Annotated in this window: 24 protein-coding genes; 19 read left to right on the top strand and 5 right to left on the bottom strand. The window is 28.0% G+C overall.

Going from position 1 to position 22508, the window contains the following annotated elements:
* Nucleotides 1-22 precede the first annotated feature (22 nt).
* Both Q0T35_RS03015 and Q0T35_RS03010 read right to left on the bottom strand, forming a co-directional pair.
* Nucleotides 23-298, bottom strand: coding sequence for a barstar family protein (locus tag Q0T35_RS03015; protein WP_293916796.1), 276 nt, complete (start codon nt 296-298; stop codon nt 23-25).
* Nucleotides 295-741: a ribonuclease domain-containing protein gene (locus tag Q0T35_RS03010; RefSeq protein WP_295840920.1), complete on the bottom strand. Its 447-nt coding sequence runs from the start codon at nt 739-741 to the stop codon at nt 295-297. Before Q0T35_RS03010 ends, Q0T35_RS03015 begins: the two co-directional genes overlap by 4 nt.
* A 79-nt stretch (nt 742-820) precedes the next feature.
* On the opposite strand from Q0T35_RS03010, the gene Q0T35_RS03005 reads away from it, so the two are divergent.
* Together Q0T35_RS03005 and Q0T35_RS03000 are read left to right on the top strand one after the other, a co-directional pair.
* Nucleotides 821-1612 carry an RNA methyltransferase gene (locus Q0T35_RS03005; protein ID WP_295840919.1) on the top strand — a complete coding sequence of 264 codons (792 nt, stop codon included), beginning with the start codon at nt 821-823 and terminating at the stop codon, nt 1610-1612.
* A gap of 215 nt (nt 1613-1827) precedes the next feature.
* The gene (locus Q0T35_RS03000) at nt 1828-2154 is read left to right on the top strand and encodes a YegP family protein (protein ID WP_293916792.1); all 327 of its coding nucleotides are present in this window, start codon (nt 1828-1830) and stop codon (nt 2152-2154) included.
* 103 nt (nt 2155-2257) lie between these two features.
* Here the strand turns inward: Q0T35_RS03000 and Q0T35_RS02995 are convergent, their stop codons facing one another.
* Nucleotides 2258-3442 carry a pyridoxal phosphate-dependent aminotransferase gene (locus Q0T35_RS02995; RefSeq protein WP_293916790.1) on the bottom strand — a complete coding sequence of 395 codons (1185 nt, stop codon included), beginning with the start codon at nt 3440-3442 and terminating at the stop codon, nt 2258-2260.
* 179 nt (nt 3443-3621) lie between these two features.
* Here Q0T35_RS02995 and rlmD point away from each other — a divergent pair, with 179 nt between their 5' ends.
* The 17 genes from rlmD (at nt 3622) to Q0T35_RS02910 (ending at nt 20180) form a co-directional block, all read left to right on the top strand.
* Nucleotides 3622-5028 carry a 23S rRNA (uracil(1939)-C(5))-methyltransferase RlmD gene (rlmD, locus tag Q0T35_RS02990; RefSeq protein ID WP_295840918.1) on the top strand — a complete coding sequence of 469 codons (1407 nt, stop codon included), beginning with the start codon at nt 3622-3624 and terminating at the stop codon, nt 5026-5028.
* A 45-nt stretch (nt 5029-5073) separates the two neighbouring features.
* Nucleotides 5074-5514, top strand: a complete 441-nt coding sequence (locus Q0T35_RS02985; RefSeq protein WP_295840915.1) for a DUF6452 family protein — start codon at nt 5074-5076, stop codon at nt 5512-5514.
* A gap of 7 nt (nt 5515-5521) precedes the next feature.
* Nucleotides 5522-6160, top strand: a complete 639-nt coding sequence (locus Q0T35_RS02980) for a DUF6048 family protein (protein WP_295840914.1) — start codon at nt 5522-5524, stop codon at nt 6158-6160.
* 91 nt (nt 6161-6251) lie between these two features.
* Complete coding sequence (locus Q0T35_RS02975) at nt 6252-7562, top strand: UDP-glucose/GDP-mannose dehydrogenase family protein (protein WP_295840913.1); 1311 nt, start codon at nt 6252-6254, stop codon at nt 7560-7562.
* A 17-nt stretch (nt 7563-7579) separates the two neighbouring features.
* Complete coding sequence (gene rfbB / locus Q0T35_RS02970) at nt 7580-8632, top strand: dTDP-glucose 4,6-dehydratase (protein WP_295840912.1); 1053 nt, start codon at nt 7580-7582, stop codon at nt 8630-8632.
* 2 nt (nt 8633-8634) lie between these two features.
* Nucleotides 8635-9165: a hypothetical protein gene (locus tag Q0T35_RS02965; RefSeq protein ID WP_295840911.1), complete on the top strand. Its 531-nt coding sequence runs from the start codon at nt 8635-8637 to the stop codon at nt 9163-9165.
* Between the two features lie 4 nt (nt 9166-9169).
* Nucleotides 9170-10039 (top strand): glucose-1-phosphate thymidylyltransferase RfbA, encoded by an 870-nt coding sequence (gene rfbA / locus Q0T35_RS02960; protein ID WP_295840910.1) that lies wholly within the window; start codon nt 9170-9172, stop codon nt 10037-10039.
* A gap of 13 nt (nt 10040-10052) precedes the next feature.
* On the top strand, nt 10053-10913 hold the full coding sequence (locus Q0T35_RS02955; protein ID WP_295840909.1) for an ABC transporter permease: 861 nt from the start codon (nt 10053-10055) through the stop codon (nt 10911-10913).
* A gap of 62 nt (nt 10914-10975) precedes the next feature.
* Complete coding sequence (locus Q0T35_RS02950) at nt 10976-12244, top strand: polysaccharide ABC transporter ATP-binding protein (protein ID WP_295840907.1); 1269 nt, start codon at nt 10976-10978, stop codon at nt 12242-12244.
* Nucleotides 12237-12647: an FdtA/QdtA family cupin domain-containing protein gene (locus Q0T35_RS02945; protein ID WP_295840906.1), complete on the top strand. Its 411-nt coding sequence runs from the start codon at nt 12237-12239 to the stop codon at nt 12645-12647. The genes Q0T35_RS02950 and Q0T35_RS02945 overlap by 8 nt, the downstream gene beginning before the upstream one ends.
* A complete protein-coding gene (locus Q0T35_RS02940; RefSeq protein ID WP_293919385.1) occupies nt 12644-13129 on the top strand; it encodes an acyltransferase in 486 nt (161 codons plus the stop codon). Before Q0T35_RS02945 ends, Q0T35_RS02940 begins: the two co-directional genes overlap by 4 nt.
* Nucleotides 13126-14232 carry a DegT/DnrJ/EryC1/StrS family aminotransferase gene (locus Q0T35_RS02935; RefSeq protein WP_295840904.1) on the top strand — a complete coding sequence of 369 codons (1107 nt, stop codon included), beginning with the start codon at nt 13126-13128 and terminating at the stop codon, nt 14230-14232. Before Q0T35_RS02940 ends, Q0T35_RS02935 begins: the two co-directional genes overlap by 4 nt.
* Nucleotides 14233-14260: 28 nt before the next feature.
* Nucleotides 14261-15214, top strand: coding sequence for a glycosyltransferase (locus Q0T35_RS02930; RefSeq protein WP_295840902.1), 954 nt, complete (start codon nt 14261-14263; stop codon nt 15212-15214).
* Entirely contained in the window at nt 15207-16016 is an 810-nt protein-coding gene (locus Q0T35_RS02925; protein WP_295840900.1) for a DUF5672 family protein, read from the top strand. The genes Q0T35_RS02930 and Q0T35_RS02925 overlap by 8 nt, the downstream gene beginning before the upstream one ends.
* Nucleotides 16017-16033: 17 nt before the next feature.
* On the top strand, nt 16034-17332 hold the full coding sequence (locus Q0T35_RS02920) for a glycosyltransferase (protein ID WP_295840898.1): 1299 nt from the start codon (nt 16034-16036) through the stop codon (nt 17330-17332).
* A gap of 1 nt (nt 17333) precedes the next feature.
* On the top strand, nt 17334-18266 hold the full coding sequence (locus tag Q0T35_RS02915) for a glycosyltransferase family 2 protein (protein WP_295840897.1): 933 nt from the start codon (nt 17334-17336) through the stop codon (nt 18264-18266).
* An 867-nt stretch (nt 18267-19133) separates the two neighbouring features.
* Nucleotides 19134-20180, top strand: a complete 1047-nt coding sequence (locus Q0T35_RS02910; protein ID WP_295840896.1) for a glycosyltransferase — start codon at nt 19134-19136, stop codon at nt 20178-20180.
* 11 nt (nt 20181-20191) lie between these two features.
* Here Q0T35_RS02910 and Q0T35_RS02905 read toward each other — a convergent pair whose 3' ends face one another.
* Both Q0T35_RS02905 and Q0T35_RS02900 read right to left on the bottom strand, forming a co-directional pair.
* The gene (locus Q0T35_RS02905; RefSeq protein ID WP_295840895.1) at nt 20192-21187 is read right to left on the bottom strand and encodes a glycosyltransferase family 2 protein; all 996 of its coding nucleotides are present in this window, start codon (nt 21185-21187) and stop codon (nt 20192-20194) included.
* A gap of 11 nt (nt 21188-21198) precedes the next feature.
* Nucleotides 21199-22506, bottom strand: a complete 1308-nt coding sequence (locus Q0T35_RS02900) for a nucleotide sugar dehydrogenase (RefSeq protein WP_295840893.1) — start codon at nt 22504-22506, stop codon at nt 21199-21201.
* Nucleotides 22507-22508 lie beyond the last annotated feature (2 nt).

Here is a 22508-nt window from a genome sequence, read left to right as displayed (position 1 = left end):
AAAGATAATTTAAAATTACAAGTTAGTTGGATAAAAAATATGAAAACATAAGTTCATTATCAGTTTCTTTTTCAGCTTCTTGAAAAAGAGTTATTAAATGTTTAAATTTTTCAAGTTTTTCTAAGTTTAAATTTTTAAAATTTATTCTTACAGGTAATCCTATGATGCCCGTAAGTGTATCCCAAAGTCCATCTAAATTATTTGCCATGTAAGCATCTAGCCCAAATTTTTTTTGAAATGCTTGATAAAAATTATTCAAATCGGAAATTGAATTAAAATCAAAAGAAATAGTTTTCATCTTTCTTGAAAAGTTTTATAATGATCATAGGTAACAAAAATTAGTCCATCATTGGAAAAAACGATACGATCAGTTCCTCTCATTCCGCATTTGTAATTTAAGTCAGCTTCCCACCATTGTCTGCCTTTTTTAGTGGGAATTTTATTTTCTCTGTTTTTGAAATTATCCCCTCCAATTATTTTTCCAGGAAGAATTTTGCACAAATTGCCTTTTTCGGGTTTCCATCCAGCTTTACGTGCCTCTGTTCTAGTGATATAATAATTGGGTAAAGAATGATGTTTTTTTATATAATTTAATACAATAGCTTCCGAACTTAATCGTTCTGTATTAAATTGATCAATGTTTAAACTTTTTGTTGATATGTTATAACTGAGAATTAATGCAATTATTAACAAAATACCAAATAAAAGGCTATAAAAAAAGGATTGTTTTTTAATTTTCATTCTAATATATTAAATATAATTAATAAAATTATCTAAATAATGAATAAGTTTTTTTACTTTTGCCAAATTTCATTTAAAAATGTTAATCGAAAGTAATAGAAACCCAAAGATAAAGAATTTAGTAAAGTTGTTAGAAAAAAGTAAAGAAAGGAAAAGTCAAAAAAGGTTTATTGTTGAAGGCAAAAATGAAAATTTTTTTGCTTTAAAAAATGGTTTTATTCCTCTTGAGTTTTATATACAACCGGATATCTTTCAGAATTCAATATCGTTGCCTTCTTCCATAATTTCCTATGAAGTTTCTCAAACTGTATATGAAAAGATAGCATACAGAAAGATGTCAGGAGGAATACTTGGAGTTTACGAATATAAAAATTATGAAATTAACCAAATTAAATTGCCGAATAATCCTTTTATTTTGATTATAGAAGCATTAGAAAAACCGGGAAATCTCGGTGCTATATGTAGATCTGCAGACGCATTTGGAGTAGACATGGTAGTGGTATGTGAGGAAAAAGCGGATCTATATAATCCAAATGTGCTTCGATCGTCGGTGGGAAGTTTTTTTAATATTCCTATTATATCGACATCTAACCAAAATATATATGATTTTGTGATAAAAAAAGAAATACCGATTTATGCTACTTATATGAATGAATCTTCTATTTCTATACAAAATGTTGATTTTACACAATCAGCAGCAGTTATTTTTGGTACAGAACATTCAGGAATATCAGAATTTTGGAAAAGTAAAATAACACAAAATGTATTAATTCCGATGCAAGGACAGATAGATTCTTTAAATGTAAGCAATGCTGTAGCAATTGTTTGTTATGAAGTAGAAAGACAAAAAATAATGTTTAACAATCTCTGATTAAAAATAATATTTGCAAACTTTATGTGTATTATAATATAAATATATTGTATTCTTGTTCTTTATTAATTAGAACTTATATCTTTGTATGAAATTTTTTACAAATAATAGAACATTATTACCTTATTATTTGTTAAAAATAATAAGTATAATGTAATTAGTTGGATAAATAACACTAAAAAACTAGCTAAAGTAAAACTAAAATTTGTACAACTATGTTTGAAATTTTTAAAGACAAATCAGGTGCTTTTCGATTTAGACTGAAAGCAAAAAATGGGCAAATTATCCTTGTAAGTGAAGGATATACCCAAAAGACAAACTGTCAAAAAGGCGTTAGTTCTGTAAAAAGAAATTCTAAAAACGAAGATCGTTTTGAATTGAAACAGTCAGCTAACAAAAAGTGGTTTTTTAACTTGAAAGCCGGTAATGGACAAATAGTAGGAACCAGTGAGCTTTATGACAATGAAACAAATGCTAAAAATGGTGTAAAATCAGTTATGAATAATGCGCCAACAGCAGAAACCTTTGATCTATCTAAATAGATAGATTAACTTAAGCCTAAATAAATTAGGTTTGAATATTTACTAAAAATAAAAGCTGTGAATTTTCGCAGCTTTTATTTTTATAATTATTATATAAACTATTTTAAGATAAAGTATTTTTAATTCTTTTCAAGGCCTCTATAAGATCTTCTTCTGAAGCAGCATATGATAATCTTATACAATTGCTGTCGCCAAAACATACTCCCCCCACTGTAGCAACATGTGCTTTTTCTAATAACATTAAAGCAAAGTCGTCAGAATTATTGATTGCATGACCTTGAATGGTTTTTCCAAAATAAAAAGAAACATCAGGAAAGAAATAAAAAGCGCCGGCGGGTTTATTTACTTTAAATCCGGGAATTTCATGTACTAAATTATAGACAAGTTCACGTCTTTTTTTAAAGCCGTCTATCATATAATTAATAGCTGAAGGATCAGCTTCTATTGCGGTTATAGATGCCATTTGCGCGATACAGTTAGCTCCTGAAGTCATCTGACCTTGAATTTTATCACAAGCATCCGAAAGCCATTTAGGACCTCCTAAATATCCAATTCTCCAACCCGTCATTGCATAAGATTTTGATACTCCGTTAATGGTAACTGTTTGTTCAAAAACTTCAGGAAACTGTGCTATGCTTTCATGCTTTCCTTCATAATTAATATATTCATAAATTTCATCGGAAATAATAATTATATTAGGATGCTTTGCAAATACTTTAGCTAGGGCATGCAATTCGTCCTTAGTATAAACTGTTCCTGATGGATTGCAAGGAGAACTAAATAAAAATGCCTTGGTTTTAGGTGTAATCGCTTTTTCAAGTTGCTCAGGGGTAATTTTAAAATCTGTGTCAATAGTAGTATTTACAACAATATTTTTACCCCCTGCAAGTTTTACCATTTCATAATAGCTAACCCAATAGGGAGCAGGGACGATCACCTCGTCTCCATCATTAATAATAGAAAGCAGCACATTAATTATGGATTGTTTACCGCCGTTGGACACAACAATTTGATCTGGCTTATACTCTAAATTATTGTCTCTTTTAAATTTATTGGCAATAGCTTTTCTTAATTCTAAATATCCGGGAACAGGAGTATAGGATTTTACTCCATTTTTAATCGCCTTAATGGCAGCTTCCCTTACAAATTCAGGAATTTCGAAATCAGGCTCCCCCAAAGTTAAACTAATAACATTGATTCCTTGAGCTTTTAATTCCCTAGCTTTATTAGACATTACAAAGGTTTGAGAATAGCTAAGACGATTAACACGTTCTGATAATAGATTCATTTTGGACTAATTATTATTTTTTATTTTTCTAAAATCAAAAATACAGATTTTTTTTATATAAAAATAGTTTTCATTAAGATAAAGGTATGGATTATGCAGTTCATTTTCAGTCTATACAGACTCTTTTTTATAAATACATTTTTTGTGTATTTTTGTAATCTTATTTTATATTCAGTAGTTTGAGAAGAAAAAAAAATATACAAATATCCAATTTGGTACTGATTTCTGCCGGTGCTAAGGGAGTTGCTATAGGAAAAACTGAAGAAGGAAAAACCGTATTAGTAGGTAATGCAGTTCCTGGAGATGTAGTTGATGTTCAGGTAATAAAGTCTAAAAAAAATTATTATGAAGCAAAAGTTTTAGACTTTATTAAATATTCTTCCGATAGGGAAAACCCAGAGTGTATACATTTCGGAATATGTGGAGGATGTAAATGGCAAAATCTTTCTTATGAAAAACAATTAGAGTATAAAGAAAAAGAAGTCTATAATAATATAAAGAGAATCGGGAAAATTGATAATTTTCAGGAATTGAGCATTATTCCTTCATCAGATAAATATAATTATCGGAATAAAATGGAATTTTCGTTTTCTAATGCACGTTGGCTAACCTCTGAAGAAATACAGTCAGAAATAAATGTAATTGATAAAGACGCCTTAGGTTTCCATATACCTCAGCAATGGAATAAAGTATTAGATATTCAAGAATGTTTTTTACAAAAAGAACCTTCTAATAAAATTAGAAATTCCATCAAAAGGTTTGCAATAAAGCAAAATATGGAATTTTACGACTTTAAAGAGAAAAACGGATTTCTAAGAACTTTAATGATTCGCTCAAATTCTAAAAATGAAATAATGATTTTACTTCAGTTTTTTAAGGAGGATAGTGAAAACATTGAAAAGATGTTGAACTATGTAAGAGATGAATTTCCTGAAGTTAAGACAATTCTTTATGCAGTCAATCCTAAAGGTAATGATAGCTTATATGATTTGGATATAAAAACATTCCATGGTACCGGGTTCTTGATGGAAGAAATAGGTAATTTAAAATTTAAAATAGGGCCAAAGTCATTCTTTCAAACTAACTATAAGCAAGCAGTTAAATTATATGAAATAACTCGAAATTTTGCCGAATTAAATGGAGAGGAAATAGTTTATGATCTCTATACAGGGACCGGTACTATAGCTCAATTTATTTCATGTAAAGCAAAATTGGTGGTGGGAGTTGAATCTGTACCCGAAGCAATAAGAGCTGCAAAGGAAAACGCAGAATACAATAATATTTCAAATTGTCGTTTTTATTGTGGTGATATGAAAGATATATTTACAGAAGAATTTATCTATGAAAACGGTTATCCGGATGTAATTATTACTGATCCGCCAAGGGAAGGCATGCATAAAAATGTGGTAAACACTATTTTACGTATAGCTCCGAAGAAAGTAGTTTATGTAAGTTGTAATTCAGCTACACAAGCTAGAGATTTGGAGATCATAAAAGAAAAATATGAAGTGATTAAAGTTCAGGCTGTAGATATGTTTCCACAGACTTATCATGTAGAAAGCGTAGCGCTTCTTAAACTAAAATAAAAAATGTTCCAGAAAAAATTAAATCTATTATTTGTTCTATTCTTTATGTGCATACTTGTATTTTCTTGTTTGGATGATGATGTATGTGATAAAGTAACCACTCCAAGATTGACGATTGAATTAGATAGTCTAGGAATTAAGTATAAGAAAAAGCGATTAATTGTAGATAGGAAAAAGTCGGATGGAAGTATTCAGTCAGAGGGAATTTTCGAAGGGAAAGACAGCATACAATTACCATTAAATTCTTTATCGGATGAAACAGTTTTTTATTTATATGATACCCCCCATACTCCGGATTCATGTAAAAATATTATTACTATAAAATATACTACTGAACAGCAATTTGTCTCCAAAGCATGTGGATTTAAAGTTGTATACAATGGCATAACCTATGATCCAACAGTACTCAAAAATATAAAATCCATATCAGGTCAAACCAACCAAATATATAATGAATCCTCGACGAATTTACATATTGCTTATTAGTATATTTTTGGGAATATTTGCTAATTCCCAAACAAAAAGCAAAGATTCTTTATCCGTGAATATTCCCAAACATCAAATGTTCATAGGAATAGATTTATTAAACCCTATTGTAGGATGTTTTGCAGATAAAAAAAATTATAGTAGCTTTATCACTTATAAAATTAAAAATAGATGGTTGGCAGTTTTTGAAATAGGTTATGAAAAAAATACCTATAATAAAAATAATTGGAATATTGATGCAAAGGGAGTTTTTGGTGAAATAGGAGTAAATTACATACTGACTAATAACTATGAAAAATCAGGAGAAGGATTTTATTTAGGAGCAAGATTTGGCTTCTCTCCATATAAGCAAAATATAAAAAAATATCCTATTAAAGGTATGAACTCCGAAGGACAAATACAACTAATAGGAGAAGGTTCTTTATCAGAAGCAAATGTAAATTCCGGCTGGTTAGAAGCAGTAGCTGGAGCAAAAGTACAAATTGGTAACTCACCGTTTTATATTGATTTCATGGTTCGCCCAAAATTTATTGTATATTCTAGTAAGCAACAGGATGTTAGTAACTTAGTTGTTCCTGGGTATGGAAAAGATAAGGGGGCAGCAAATATTTCTCTTTTCTGGGGATTAACCTATCGGTTATTTTAAATATATTGAAAGAAACTATTTTTACAATAAATAATAATAGATAAGAAAATAAATAAATTTTAAATTATATTTTTGTAAAATATTTAAATATATGAATATTACAATTGTAGGAACGGGATATGTTGGGCTGGTATCTGGAACCTGTCTTGCTGATTTAGGGCATAGTGTACATTGTGTTGATATAAATGAAGAGAAGGTATCCATGATGAAAAATGGTCGAGTACCCATTTATGAGCCGCAATTAGAGGAAGTATTTCTAAGAAATATAAAAGGGGGGCGTTTATTCTTCACAACTGATTTGAGTGAAGCCATGAAAGTTTCAAGCGTTATTTTTCTGGCATTGCCTACTCCTCCTGGTGAAGATGGTTCCGCCGATTTGTCTTATGTTTTAGACGTGGCCGGTAAGATAGGGAATCTTATGACAGATTATACACTAATTGTAAATAAAAGTACGGTTCCGGTAGGTACATCCGAGAAAGTTAAAAATCTAATAAAATCAAAAACACAAAAACCATTCGATGTTGTTTCAAATCCTGAATTTTTACGTGAAGGATATGCAGTTGAAGATTTTATGAATCCGGAAAGAGTAATAGTAGGAGCTAGTTCACAAAAAGCCTTTGAAATAATGGATAAAATTTATTTACCATTGACAAATGCCGGAGCTAAATTGATAAAAATGGATGAAAAATCTTCCGAGCTGACTAAATATGCTTCCAATTCTTTCTTGGCAACTAAAATTACGTTTATGAATGAAGTTGCTAATTATTGCGAGAAAGTGGGAGCAGACGTGGATAAAGTAAGATTAGGTATGGGATCAGATGAAAGAATTGGCAATAGGTTTTTATTCCCAGGTGTGGGCTATGGAGGAAGTTGTTTTCCCAAAGATGTAAAAGCTCTATTAAAAAGTGGTAAGGAAGTTGGGTATACATTTGAAATTCTTGAATCTGTAGAAGAAGTTAATCAAAGACAAAAAACTATTTTAGTTCCAGAAGTAGAAAAATATTTAGGCACCTTAAAAAATAAACAAATAGCAATATGGGGGCTGGCTTTTAAAGAGAATACTGATGATATACGTGAAGCGTCTTCTCTTGAAATAATCGAGATGTTGTTGGATAAGGGAGCTAAAGTAAGAGCGTATGACTCAATTGCATCGAAAAATGTGAAAAAAATTTTAGGCGATAAAATAGAATATGCGGAAAACATGTATGAATGTGTAGAAGGATCAGATGCTTTAATTATAGTAACAGAATGGGGAGAATTTAGAAATCCGCATTTCGATATTTTAGAGAAAAAAATGATTAATAAGGCAATTTTCGACGGACGAAATCTTTATAATTTAGATGAATTACAAGCTCAAGGTTTTTATTATAAAAGTATAGGAAGAAAATTAATTAAAGGATAGATAATTTTTAAAAATAAATGAAAAAATTAGTAATTACAGGTGGTGCTGGGTTTATCGGCTCGCATGTAGTAAGAAGATTTGTAAATCAATATCCGGAATATATGATTCTAAATCTTGATGCATTGACATATGCGGGGAATTTAGAAAATTTAAAAGATATAGAAGACAAACCTAATTATCAGTTTATAAAAGCCGATATCACTGATGAAAAGCAAATAACAGAAATATTTTCAGAATTTGATCCGGATGGAGTTATTCATTTAGCAGCCGAGTCCCATGTTGACAGGTCTATAACCACACCGTTGGAATTTGTAAAATCAAATGTTATTGGAACTGTTATTCTTTTAGATGCAGCAAAAAAAATATGGAATAAAAATTATGAAGGTAAAAGATTTCATCATGTTTCTACTGATGAAGTGTATGGAACTTTAAATGAAACCGGTTTTTTTACAGAAGAAACTAAATATAATCCTCATTCTCCGTATTCTGCCTCAAAAGCATCTTCAGATCATTTTGTAAGAGCCTACGCAGATACCTATAACTTGCCGGTTGTTATTACTAATTGTTCAAATAATTATGGTCCTAACCATTTTCCTGAGAAATTTATTCCCTTATTGATTCATAATATATTAAACAATAAGAATTTGCCAGTATATGGCGATGGGAATTATACCAGAGATTGGCTTTATGTAGTTGACCATGCTATTGCAATTGATTTGGTATTCCACAAAGGAAGGAACAAAGATAATTATAATATAGGAGGATTTAATGAATGGAAAAATATTGATTTGGTTCATTTAGTCTGCAAGTTGATGGATAAAAAATTGGGTAGAAGTGAGGGAGAAAGTGCAAAATTAATTACATTTGTCAAAGACCGTCCTGGACATGATTTACGTTATGCTATTGATGCGAGTAAAATAAATAAGGAGTTAGGGTGGAAGCCTTCAGTAAATTTTGAAGAAGGGTTAACAAGAACTATTGATTGGTATATGGATAATCAAGATTGGTTGAACCATGTAACGAGCGGCTCTTACAGAAAATATTATGATGAGCAATATGATTTAATTTAGGTATGACTATAAATAAAATAAAAATATTTATATTCTCATTATTAATTATAATTATTTCCTGTACAAAAAATAAAGAAAATAACACCAAAGCTACGCAAGCTTACCAAAAAGAAGGTTTATCAATTGATTTACCTTTTTATTGGAAGGTAAAAGATGATTACTTAAAAGAGGGTAACAGATATATAGAATTAGACAAATACGCTAATTACAGCGTAGAAAGCACAATGGCTATAAGTATTTTTAAGCAAAAGTTATCTGTGGATTCAATATTGAACAATCAAATCAACCAACTTCGAACGTTTTATCAGAAAGTAAATTTTAAAGTTACAAATGAAAATAAGTTTATACGTTTAGGTAAATTTGATTGTATATCAACCTTTTATGAGGCTGATGATACTAAGAATAAAATATATGGACAAGTGGGTGTCATACAATATGAAAATAAAACAATTACGGTACAAATAATAGAAAATAAAAACAATGCCGATATGTCCGATTATAATTTTATGTTTAATACATTTATAATAAAATAATTATATGAAAGGAATAATATTAGCCGGGGGGTCAGGGACCCGATTATACCCACTTACTATAGCTGTAAGTAAGCAACTAATGCCTGTATATGATAAACCAATGATCTATTATCCATTATCAGTCTTAATGGATGCAGAGATTAAAGATATTTTAATAATTACTACCCCTCATGATCAAGAAGCATTTAAAAAATTACTGGGAGATGGTTCTGACTTTGGATGTAATTTAACTTATGAAATTCAACACACTCCTAATGGTTTAGCTCAAGCATTTATAATAGGTGAAAAATTTATAGGTGATGATTCGGTAGCATTAATCTTAGGAGATAATATTTTTTATGGATCAGGATTAGGTAAATTATTAAGATCTAAAACTAATCCAAAAGGAGCCATAGTTTTTGCTTATCATGTAAATGATCCTGAAAGATATGGAGTAGTAGAATTTAATGGAGATATGAAAGCTATTTCAATCGAAGAAAAACCATTAATTCCTAAATCCAATTATGCAGTACCCGGCTTGTATTTTTATGATAATCAGGTAGTAGAAATAGCTAAACAATTAAAGCCGTCAGCTAGGGGAGAATACGAAATAACAGATGTAAATAAAGTATATCTAGAAAAAGGAGAATTAGAAGTAGGAGTTATGGACCGAGGTACCGCATGGTTAGATACAGGAACTTTTGATTCTTTGCACGATGCGACAGAGTATATACGTGTTATAGAAAAAAGACAAGGTATAAAAATTGGGTGTATAGAGGAAACTGCATATAAAAGAGGGTTTATTACAATTGAAAAATTATACGAAATTGCTAATAAATATGGAAAAAGTGGTTATGGAGAATACCTTAAAAATATTACCTATTATAAACGTTAGTATCTAAAATTAAATGGAAGAAAAGCAAAAATGGACTGAACAAATTAGTGCAAAACATTCCCTATTCGATTTTAAGCTAAAAGAAGTTTGGAATTATAGGGATTTATTATTTCTTATGGTTAGACGAAATTTTGTTGCCAATTATAAGCAGACCATCCTAGGACCTCTTTGGTTTTTTTTTAATCCAATACTAACATCTTTGATGTTTACAGTTGTTTTTGGTAGTATTGCCGGTATAAAGACAAATGGAATACCAGGAATTTTATTTTATTTATCAGGATTAACTCTTTGGAACTATTTTCAAGATTGTTTAATTGGTACCTCTTCAGTATTTAGAGATAATGCAAGTATTTTTGGAAAAGTTTATTTTCCCCGTTTAATTATGCCATTATCAATAGTTATTGGCAACTTGCTGAAATTTGGAATTCAATTTATCTTATTTATAATTTTTTTATTATATTATTTAGTTATAGGGGTACAAATAAATAGTACTATATATATTATTTTACTTCCTTTTTTACTTATACTTATGGCTGGAATTGGATTAGGTCTCGGTATGCTCATTAGCTCACTAACTACAAAATATAGGGATTTATCTTATTTGTTATCATTTGGAATATCATTACTTATGTATGCTACCCCAATTATCTATCCTATAACTATGATTTATAATAAATTACCGGAAAAATTTCATTGGATAGCTATGATAAATCCAATTTCTCCTATTATTGAAGCTTTCAAATATGGATTTTTGGGAGAAGGAGTCTTAAGTTGGGGCGGATTATTATATAGTACAGTATTTGCTTTTTTAAGCATATTTTTTGGTATTTTAATATTTAATAAAGTGGAAAGAAGCTTTATGGACACCGTGTAAGTATCTCTCAGAGAAACATAGTAGTCTTAATTATAGTTCTTTTAAAAATCATGAATTAAAATATGAATAACATAGCAATAAAAATAGAAAATATATCAAAGCTATATAGATTAGGCCAAGTAGGCACAGGAACCTTACAACAGGATATAAAAAGATGGTGGTGGAAAACCATGGGAAAAGGTGATCCTTTTACTAAGATTGGTGAAACCAATGATAGAACAACAAAAGGTTCTTCAGATTATGTATGGGCATTAAAAGATATAAATTTTGAAGTAAAACAAGGTGAAGTATTAGGTATTATAGGAAGGAATGGAGCAGGAAAATCAACCTTATTAAAAATATTATCTAAAACGACTTCGCCCACTTCAGGTTGTATAAAAATTAATGGAAGAATAGCTTCCTTATTAGAAGTTGGAACAGGGTTTCATCCCGAATTGACAGGAAGAGAAAACATATTTTTAAATGGAGCCATTTTGGGGATGACAAAAAAAGAAATACGTTCTAAATTTGATGAAATAGTAAATTTTTCCGGTGTTGAAAGATACATTGATACCCCTGTAAAAAGATATTCTTCCGGTATGTATGTTCGCCTTGCGTTTGCCGTAGCGGCACATTTAGAACCCGATATTCTTATAGTAGATGAAGTTCTAGCAGTTGGAGACGCAGAATTTCAAAAAAAATGTTTAGGTAAAATGAAGGATGTAAGTGTTAATGATGGAAGAACCGTACTATTCGTGAGTCATAATATGGCAGCTATTAAAACTCTTTGTAATGAAGGGGTAGTTATGCAACATGGAGGAATTTCTTACATAGGTAGAGCGTTAGATTCTGTAGAATATTATCAAAAATTAACTAATATTTCTTCTTATCTTATACATGAAGGCGATATTGAAACTGCTCCAGGGAATGGAAATATAAGAATAATAAAATTTTTGACTAAGCCTATTAAAGGAAATTATTTAACAATTTCCTCTGGGGTAGAGTTTGAATTAATTTTTTATAACAATAAAATTGGTATAAATTTAGATGTTACTTTTGAATTGAGAAATTCTGATGAAATAACCATCTTTCATACAGGAGAACTAATAACAATAAATAAAGATTCAAAAAGGGGGATATATAAAGTAATAGGACAAATTGAGCCTAATTTATTAAATGCTGGGATTTATAAATTTAATTTGATTTTTGGTGAAGAGCAAAAGTATCCTCTATATATTCAGAATGAAGTAATTCAATTTGAAATATTAAACGAATCTTTAGGATCTAATAGTAACTTACTTCCAGGAGTAATACGACCGGAACTTAATTTTTCGAATAAATTTTATGGATAATATTGGGAAACCACATATAGTTATACTATCAAAGATAGGGTCTTCAGCTTTAGGGTATATAACTGTTGCGGAAGAAAATCTGAATATACCTTTTGAAATAAAAAGAGTTTATTGGACTTATTTTACTCCTCAGGATATACAAAGAGGTGGTCATGCCCACAAAGAGCTTAAACAAATGATATTTGCTGTTTCGGGAACAATTGAATTTAAAACAGAAGACATATATGGAAATAAAGAAACGTTTATTTTAGATTCTCCTGAAAAAGGATTATTTATTCCTAGTAAAATTTGGAGAGATATTAAATTTTCTCATAATGCTGTATTATTGTGCTTAGCCTCTGAATTTTATTTAGAAAATGATTACATAAGAGACTATGACGAATTTAAAAAATTAAGCAAATGATTAGAATTCATCCTACCTCTGATGTACAAACTCAAAATATAGGGGATAATACATTAATTTGGCAATTTTGTGTAATTTTAAAAAATGCTGTAATTGGAAAAAATTGTAATATTAATTTTAATGTATTTATTGAAAATGAAGTTACAATAGGAAATAATGTTACTATAAAGTCAGGAGTTCAGATTTGGGATGGGGTAATTATAGAAGATAATGTATTTATTGGTCCTAATGTTACTTTTACAAATGATTTAATTCCACGTTCTAAATGCTATCCAAGTGCTTTTGAAAAAACAATTATAAAAAAAGGAGCCTCTATAGGAGCTAATTCAACGATAATAGCAGGCCATACTATAGGCGAATATAGCCTAATCGGAGCAGGAAGTGTAATAACAAAAAATATACCGCCCTTTACAGTATGGTATGGAAATCCTGCAATTCAAAAAGGGATAATCACTAAAGAAGGAAAGATTCAAAAACTATGATAAAGTTTTTAGATTTACAAAAAATAAATCTCCAATATCAACAAGAAATAGAAGAAGAATTAATTAATGTTTTTCGATCAGGTTGGTACCTCCTTGGAGATAGAGTAAAAACGTTTGAAAATAATCTTTCAAATTATATAAAATCAAAATATGTAATTGGGGTAAGTAATGGCTTAGAGGCATTACGCTTGATTCTAAAAGGGTATTTAGAGCTAGGAGTTATGGAGCATGGAGATGAAGTAATAGTTCCTGCAAATACCTATATAGCTTCGGTATTATCAATTTCAGAAAATGGTTTAATTCCTGTTTTTGTAGAACCGGATCCATATACTTTTAATATCGATATTTCAAAAATTCAAGAAAAGATTACATCAAAAACTAAAGCAATTATGATTGTTCATCTATATGGGCAAGTAGTTTTTTCTGAGGAATTAAAATCATTAGCTAAAAAATATAAACTAAAAATTATTGAGGATAATGCTCAAGCTATAGGAGCAGAATGGAAAGAAAATAAGACAGGTAATTTAGGAGATGCCGCGGGGTTTAGTTTTTATCCTGGAAAGAATTTAGGGGCTTTAGGAGATGCCGGAGCAGTAAGCACTAATGATGCTGAATTAGCGCAAGCAATAAAAGCTTTAGCAAATTATGGGTCACAAAAAAAATATATAAATAAATATCGAGGAGTAAACAGTAGATTAGATGAAATCCAGGCAGCTGTGTTAAATATTAAATTAAAATATATAGATCAGGATAATCAAAAAAGAAGAGAAGTTGCCAATTACTATTTACAAAATATAAAAAATTCAAAAATTGAATTACCAAAAATTGAAGATTGCTTGAAAAATAAAGAGCATGTTTGGCATTTGTTTGTTATAAGATCGAAATATAGAGATAATTTACAAGGATATTTACAAAACAATAATATACAAACCTTAATTCATTATCCTATCCCTCCTCATAAACAAGAAGCCTATTCAATATACAGTCAATTACAACTTCCGATTACAGAAACATTAAGTAGAGAAGTATTAAGTTTACCAATAAGTTCACAAATAACACAAGAAGAACTTACTAAAGTAATTATTCATTTAAATCAATTTTAAGGCAGATTTGAAAAAAAAATTTCCATTGGTGAGTATTGTAGCTATTAATTATAATAATAGTAAATATGTTATAGAAACATTAGATAGTATAGCTCAACAAACTTATGAAAATATAGAGCTAATAATTGTAGATGATTGTTCTACTGATGATAGTATTGAAAAAATTGAAAAATGGTTACTTACTTTTAATAAACCCTATAAATTTATAAAACATACTAAAAATAAAGGCGTATGTGCCACGATTAATGATGGATATAGAATAGCAAAAGGAAAATACATTTCCTCTATAGCCACTGATGACATAATGTTACCCCAAAAAACTGATACACAAGTACAGTTATTAGAAAATACAGATGATAAAACAGGAATGATTTTTTCTGATGCTTATCTTATAGATGAAAACTCGCAACCAATATCAGGAAAATTTATACAAAAATATAACTCAGATTTTTCTTATCTTACGGATGGTATTACTTATGAAAAATTATTAAAAGGTAATTTTATACCGGCCATGACCATAATGATAAAATCTAAAATTTTATCAGAAATAGGATATTTTGATGAAAGTTTAAATTATGAAGATTACGATATGTGGCTAAGAATAGCTAAAAACTATAAAATTCAGTATTCAGAATATATTTCAGCAAAATATAGATTACATAAAACAAGTCTTACACAAACCTTATTAAAAGATAAGTGGGTAGTAGATGATATTAAAATATATAATAAACATAAAGATGATTCTCCATTAGCAAAAAGTTTATTTTACAATTTAATACAAGAATCATTCATAAATGATAATAAAAATTTATATTATTATCTGAAAAGTAGTAATATAAACAAGAGGCTGATATTAATGTATAAGATATGGGGTTTAAGCTACCTATCACATAAAAAGAAAATAAAATTATATAATAAAATAATTAATATATGGGCATCTTATTATAAAATAAGTGCTTTATTAAGAAATAAAAATGGATAATTTGGTAATTATAATTATTCCAATATATCGAGAAAAATTTACAAGTTTTGAGGAAATATCCTTAAGGCGAGTTTTAAAAGTATTAGGAAAAAAATATCCTATAAGCTTTATATGTCCGGAAAATCTATCATTAAAAGAATATCATAAAATAACACAAAGTAACACTTTATTAAATTTATCCCATAAAAGGTTTCCTGCAAGCTATTTTGAAAGCATACAATCGTATAATAGATTAATGTTAAGTTCTAATTTTTATAAAGAATTTTTAAAATACGAATATATGTTAATATACCAATTAGATTGTTATATATTTAAAGATGACTTGGAATACTGGTGTCATCAGAAATACGATTATATTGGAGCACCTTGGTTTACCTATACCCTATATAATTTATCTAAATTTGAAAAACTAAAATTTTTTACTGAACAATATTTAGATAAAATTTTAAAAAAAGATATTTCGGAAAAATCACTATATTATCAAGTCGGAAATGGGGGATTTTCTTTACGAAAAATAAATAAATTTTATAAAATCTTAGAAAAATATTCCTCAAAAGTTATCAATAAATATATAGGAAATGATTCTACATCCCTTTATAATGAGGATGTTTTTTGGAGCTATGAAGTGAACAAAGGAATAGTGAATAAAATTAAAATTCCATTTTTTAAGAAGGCAGCTCATTTTTCATTAGATCCATGTCCGAGCATAGGTATGAAAATAATAAATCCCGATTTACCCTTTGGCTGTCACGCCTGGCATAAGAATTTATTATTTTGGAAAAATTATATAAAAGAAATATAAACCATTTCAATTGATGTATGAAAAAAATTCTAATACTTACACCTATTATACCTTATCCACTTTCCGAAGGAGGAATTGTTTCCCAGTATGCATTTGCAGATTATCTAAGAAAAAAAATTAAATTAATTTTTTTATTTATTTTAAGAAGAGAATCACATCTTAAAGCGGTTGAGGAACTAAGCAAATTATGGCCAGATGTTGATATTTACACTATCAATTGTATTCCCCAAAAGATTAATAAACCACGATTTCTTAAAATATATCATAAAACAAAATACCTTATATATAAATTTGTAGATGTATTATCAAATAAAAGTAATACTTCAATAAATAAAAATTTTAATATAGCTAATGAGGATATATTAAATTGTGTAAATTTTACAGAACCACTAAATAAAGAATATGTAGAAAAGATTAATGAAATATTTGAGAATGAAAAACCCGATATTATTCAAATTGAACATATAGGATTTTTGAATCTAATTTTTGCAATAAATAAAGGCAAAAAAATACTTACTATTTTTGTTAATCACGAAATATTTTTTGCAAGATTAGAAAATTCAGGAAAAATTAAAAATGATCATCAATCAGAAGAATATTTTCAATATATATATAATTTAACAAAGAATATTGAAAAAACAATGTTGAAAGAATATTCGGCTATATTTACCTTTAGCGATATTGATAAACAAAAATTACAAAATTTATTACAAAAAGAAAATATCTATACTTCTCCATTTCCAGTTTTAGACGAAGCTTTTACTTCTATTGAAAAAGAAGAATTTACAATTGAAAAGTTAATATTTGTTGGTTCAGATGTACACACACCAAATTATGATGGGTTAAAATGGTTTATAGAAGAAATATTTGAAAAAATTTATCAAAAAACGCAGTTGAATTTAGAAGTAATTGGAAAATGGACAGAAGAAAATCAAAAGCAATTTGAAAATTATAAACATATTAAATTTTTAGGTTTTGTAGAAGATTTAAATAAACACTCTCGTAATAGCATACTTGTAGTACCTATACGTGTAGGCAGTGGTATAAGAACTAAAATCTTATATTCAATGGCACAATTAACTCCCGTAGTAACAACAGAAGTGGGAATTGAGGGGATTCAGGTAGAGGACAATAAAGAAGTAATGATAGCTAAAGATAAAAATGAATTTATAAATAAAATAAATTATTTGTTTTTAAATCAAGAAGCAGCCTATCAGCTGGCTCAAAATGCCCAAAAATTTGTTAAAACCAATTATACACAGGAAGTACTAGGAAATCTTCGTATGAAAATATACGAAAAATTGCTTACTAAATAATATGAGAAATATATTTGCTATAATAGTTATTTATAATGGAATGCAGAAACATTGGATACAAAAATGTTTTGATTCATTATTAAAATCAACTTTAAAGATAAATATTATAGCCATTGATAATGTATCAACTGATGAAAGTGTGGATTTTATTAAAAAGAACTATCCAACAATAGAGCTTATAGAAAATAAATCAAATGAAGGTTTTGGGAAAGCGAATAATATAGGAATAAAAAAAGCTTATGATAGAGGAGCAGATTATTTCTTTTTACTTAATCAGGATGCATGGGTAGAATATAACACAGTGGAAATATTAGTTAAAAATAGCCATAAAAATCCGGACTACGGAATTATAAGTCCTTTGCATATGAATGGAGAAGGAAATCTAATAGATCAGGGATTTTATAACTGCATTAATCCTTTTAAATGTCGTAAACTTTATTCCATTTTAAGCAGTCAAAAAATAAGCGATGAAGTTATTTTGAATTTTGATTTTGTTCCAGCTGCTTGTTGGTTACTACCTAAAAAAACAATTGAGACTATTGGTGGCTTTAATCCGACATTTTATCATTATGCCGAAGATGATAATTATGTACATAGAGCACGATATAAATCTATGAAAATAGGAATTGTACCTTCGGTAAAAGTTTTCCATGATAGAGAAGAAAGACCTCCCCATACATATTATGATGCATTGTTAACTAAATATAAAAGAAAAATTATATTAGACATTTCGAATCCCCTACTATCAGGAAAGAGAAAAACTATAGAGTACAGAATATTATTTTCTGATTTAGTAAGGGCGATTCTTTTTTTAGATTATAAATCAATTAAATTGGTAGGAAATAAATTTAAAATATTAACAAAAATTCAAACAAAACCAATTTTAAAAAACAGAAAAATTTCGGAAAAAACGGGAATGAATTTTTTGCAATAATATTGTTTATTAGAAAATCAAATTTTGATTACGTTCTTAGAAATAACTGTTTGTTTTGAAAAGATAGTAACAATATAAATACCGAAAGATTTTTTTGTATATTAACATCAAAAATTATTTGTTCAGTTAAATTTCGTAGAAAAAAGAATTTCCCCATTAAGGTTTTAAATGTCAATAGTTCCTTCGGAGATATCTTTTAAGTAAACAAAAGTAGTCCATTGTTAAAATCAGGATAAATACGAATTTGTAGCTCTGATGCAATATCAACATTAAAAACAAAATTTATTCTTTGCACACAAATAATTAAATCTGCATTGTCAAAGAAATTTATCTATTGATCTTTTCTCCATAAGGGTAAATATAAATATTTTCGATCAATTGTGTTGCGTTTATATCAATATATTTTCATGTGAATTAGTTTTAATTTAAAAATAAATTTATTTAATATATACTATATATACGAATATTAAGGAAGATTAATAAAATTTTATTTATACATAAAATTATTTTCAAATATATATTTATATTAATGCCTATATTATGTAATTATTTGAAATTTATGATTTTATCCTGTAAAGATAAGATGTTAAATAAACTAAACAATTAATTTAATAAAAAATAAATATATAAAAAAATTGTTTTTATTTTACAATTATAAACTTTTAAACACTTAATGTGATTACTATAAAATAGATATGAATTTTATAATTTGTTTATTAAATAAATTGGGACTAAAACAATTTTAAATTTTATTTAAATATTTATCTAATCTAAATAACATAAACTTGTTTTTTGATAATTTTGTACGAAAAAGCATAATTATATTTATTTTTTAAATTAAACAGGGAATATATAAATTTATTTAATATGGATCAGCCTTTAGTTTCGATAATAGTGCCAACTTATAATGTCGAAAAATATATTGAGACTGGAATAGATAGTTTATTAAATCAAACGTATTCAAACTTAGAAATTTTAATTGTTGATGATTTATCTACGGATAGGACTGTTGACATAATAAAACATAAATATTTAGAGAATCGAAAAATAAATTTAATTCAAAAGTTAAAAAATACAGGTCCTGCCAATACTCGAAATATTGGTATTACACAAGCAAAAGGGAAATATATTGCATTATTGGATGGAGATGATTATTATGAGAAGGATAAAATTGCAAAACAAGTCCAATGGATGGAATCAAATCCGGATGTAACAGTATGTTCTACTTTTTTAAAAACCTTTGAGTTAGAAGAAAAAGTAATAAAATTTTCATTATTTCATTCAGAAATAAAAGATCAGGTATTGCTAGGATGTCCCATAGCCCATCCTGCATCTATGTTTAGAGTAACTTTTTTAAAAGAAAATAATTTATGGTATAATGAAAATTTGCGTTTCTCCGAAGACTATGAATTTTTTATTAGAATATTAGAAAAAGGAGGAAAATTGATGACTATTCCTGAAGTATTATACAATTATAGAATTACCGGAAATCAAGCTTCATTTAAAAAAAATAAAAATAAGATAATAAAAAATAAAAATCAAGAGGAAATTTCTAAATATTTTCATTATAAGGTGTTAAATAAATTAGTAGAAGAAAACTCCGAATTGTATAATCAAAAATGGATAGACGCTTTATTAGTGCATCAAGTTTTAAGAAATTTTAATGATTTAAAGGCATTTATTATTTGGGCAAAAAAAATAATTAAATATAATGAAGAAAAAGGATGTCCGTTTAATTCTAAATTTTTAGAAAAAACTTATAAGAGAAGTGTTTTGGGATATTTTCTTGCTCAAAAACAGTTATCATGGAAAGTGCTTTATCAATACATACTAACTTATCCTTATTGTGCTAAATTAAATTTAAATTATCAGATGAAATATATCATTAAATCTTTGTTGTTTTTAAAGCACTAATTATTAAACACTTATTCTCTTTCATATCTCCATTTAAATAATCTATATCCAATTGTAAGGGGTAAATTTTGGAAAAAATTTTTCTTCTTTTGATCTTTTGAAAAAAATGAAGAAAAATAATTAACAAATGATAGTGAAGGAGCTTTTTTTAATCGTTGATAATTTTGTTTCCAGTAGGTAGTATCGTTTTTCATAAATTTCCATTGCATAGAAAGGGTAGTTTCCTTAAAAGAAATGATGTGTTTAAGCATAAATTTTCTTCTTAATGGACCTGATTCCTTATAAGCTTTCGTAAAATATTCCATGATGGTCTGATGATTTTCAAAATTTCTTTTAGTTTTATTAAAAATTATAGATTCTCCATGTAAATAATAAAAATAAGTAATTTTATGTAAAAAGGCAATATTTTCAAGTTTTAATGCAGTGTGAAAAGACCATAGTTCATCCTGTGAATATAAATCTCTGATGAAATAGATCTTATTTTTTCTGAAAAAATCCACTTTAAAAAGTTTATTGCATGCACTAACAGGCCAGAAACCTTTACAGAAATATTCAAATATGTTTTCATTACCCTCAAGATAAGTAAGGGAATGAATAAAAGGGAAAATTTTATATTCAATATTTTTAAAAGTATTCTTTGCCAAAATTTCCCCTACAGCAATAGTGCAATTAGTTTTAGAAATTAACTCAAATAATTCTGTAATACAATTGGGGGAAATAGTATCATCAGAATCTAAAAAAAATAAGTATTCACCTTTTGCTTGATCAATTCCCGTATTTCTAACTATAGACAAACCTTGATTAGATTCGTGTTCAACAATTCGTACTTTGTCCTTATGCTTAGATTGAATTTCTTTTATAATATGAGAACTTGAATCATTTCCCTTATCATCTACCAATAAAATTTCTATATTAGGGTAGGTTTGTTGTAGAACAGAATTAATACTACGTTCAATATATTTTTCGCAATTATAGACAGGAATAGAAACTGTGATTAAAGGATACATCATAAAATTTTTTATAATCGGGAATCTACAAGATCTCTGTCTAAGAAAGATTTGCAATCATAAATAACAGAATTTTCTTTACAATATTTTTTGATATTTAGATCTTTAAATTCTTGATGAGGAACGGCTAATATTACAGTATCAAATTTTTGCGATTCAGGAATCTTGTTAAAGATATCTAAACCATATTCATATTTAACTTCTTCAGGATTAGCTAAAGGATCACATATTGATATATTTAAATCATATTCATGTAAGCATTTGACAATTGAAGCAACTTTAGTATTTCTTACATCAGGGCAATTTTCTTTAAAAGTAATGCCTAAAATCAAGATAGAGGAATTATTAATGATAATATCTTTTTTTATCATTAATTTAATTACTTCTGAAGCAATATAAGAAGGCATAGAATCATTTAGTCGTCTTCCGGCAAGAATGATTTCGGAATGATATCCGATTTCCATAGCCTTTTGCGCTAAATAATAGGGATCTACACCTATGCAATGACCACCGACTAATCCAGGTCTAAAGGGTAAAAAATTCCATTTAGTTCCGGCAGCTTCCAAAACTTCTGTTGTATCTACACCTAATAAATTAAATATTTTTGCCAATTCGTTTACAAAGGCAATATTAATATCTCGTTGAGAATTTTCAATTATTTTAGCAGATTCAGCTACTATAATACTACTAGTTTGATAAGTACCTGCAGTAATAATGGAACCATATAAATGAGTAACAAATTCAGCAACCTCCGGAGTTGAACCTGAAGTTACTTTTTTTATGTGGGTTAATGTGTTTACCTTATCTCCTGGATTTATTCTTTCAGGAGAATATCCGGCAAAAAAATCAATGTTATATTTCAGTCCTGATACTTCTTCAATAATAGGTATACATTTTTCTTCAGTACAACCAGGGTAAGTAGTAGACTCGTAAATAACAATATCTCCCTTTTTTATTACTTTTCCGACTGTAGAGCTAGCAGATAATAAAGGTGATAAATCCGGTCTATTAGAAGAATCTACAGGAGTTGGTACTGTAACAATATAGATTGTTGAATCTTTAATATGACAATTATCGTGAGTAGGGTAAAAGCCGTTTTTATTATCTAAGCTTTGTATGGAATTGACTAAAACTTTAGCTATTTCTTCTGAAGAGACTTCTAATGTAATGTCTTTATGGTTAATTAATTGAGAAACTCTATTAGAAGATATATCAAAGCCTATAACCTTATATTTTTTTGCAAATTCTAAGGCTAATGGCAATCCAACATATCCTAAACCAATAACGCAAATTTTTAAATTTTCAGTTGAAAAGCTCATAA

It is taken from the genome of uncultured Apibacter sp. (genome assembly GCF_946479295.1).
Lineage (GTDB): Bacteria > Bacteroidota > Bacteroidia > Flavobacteriales > Weeksellaceae > Apibacter.
The sequence above is the reverse complement of the archived record's forward strand: the minus strand, read 5'-3'. Positions and strand labels throughout refer to the sequence as shown.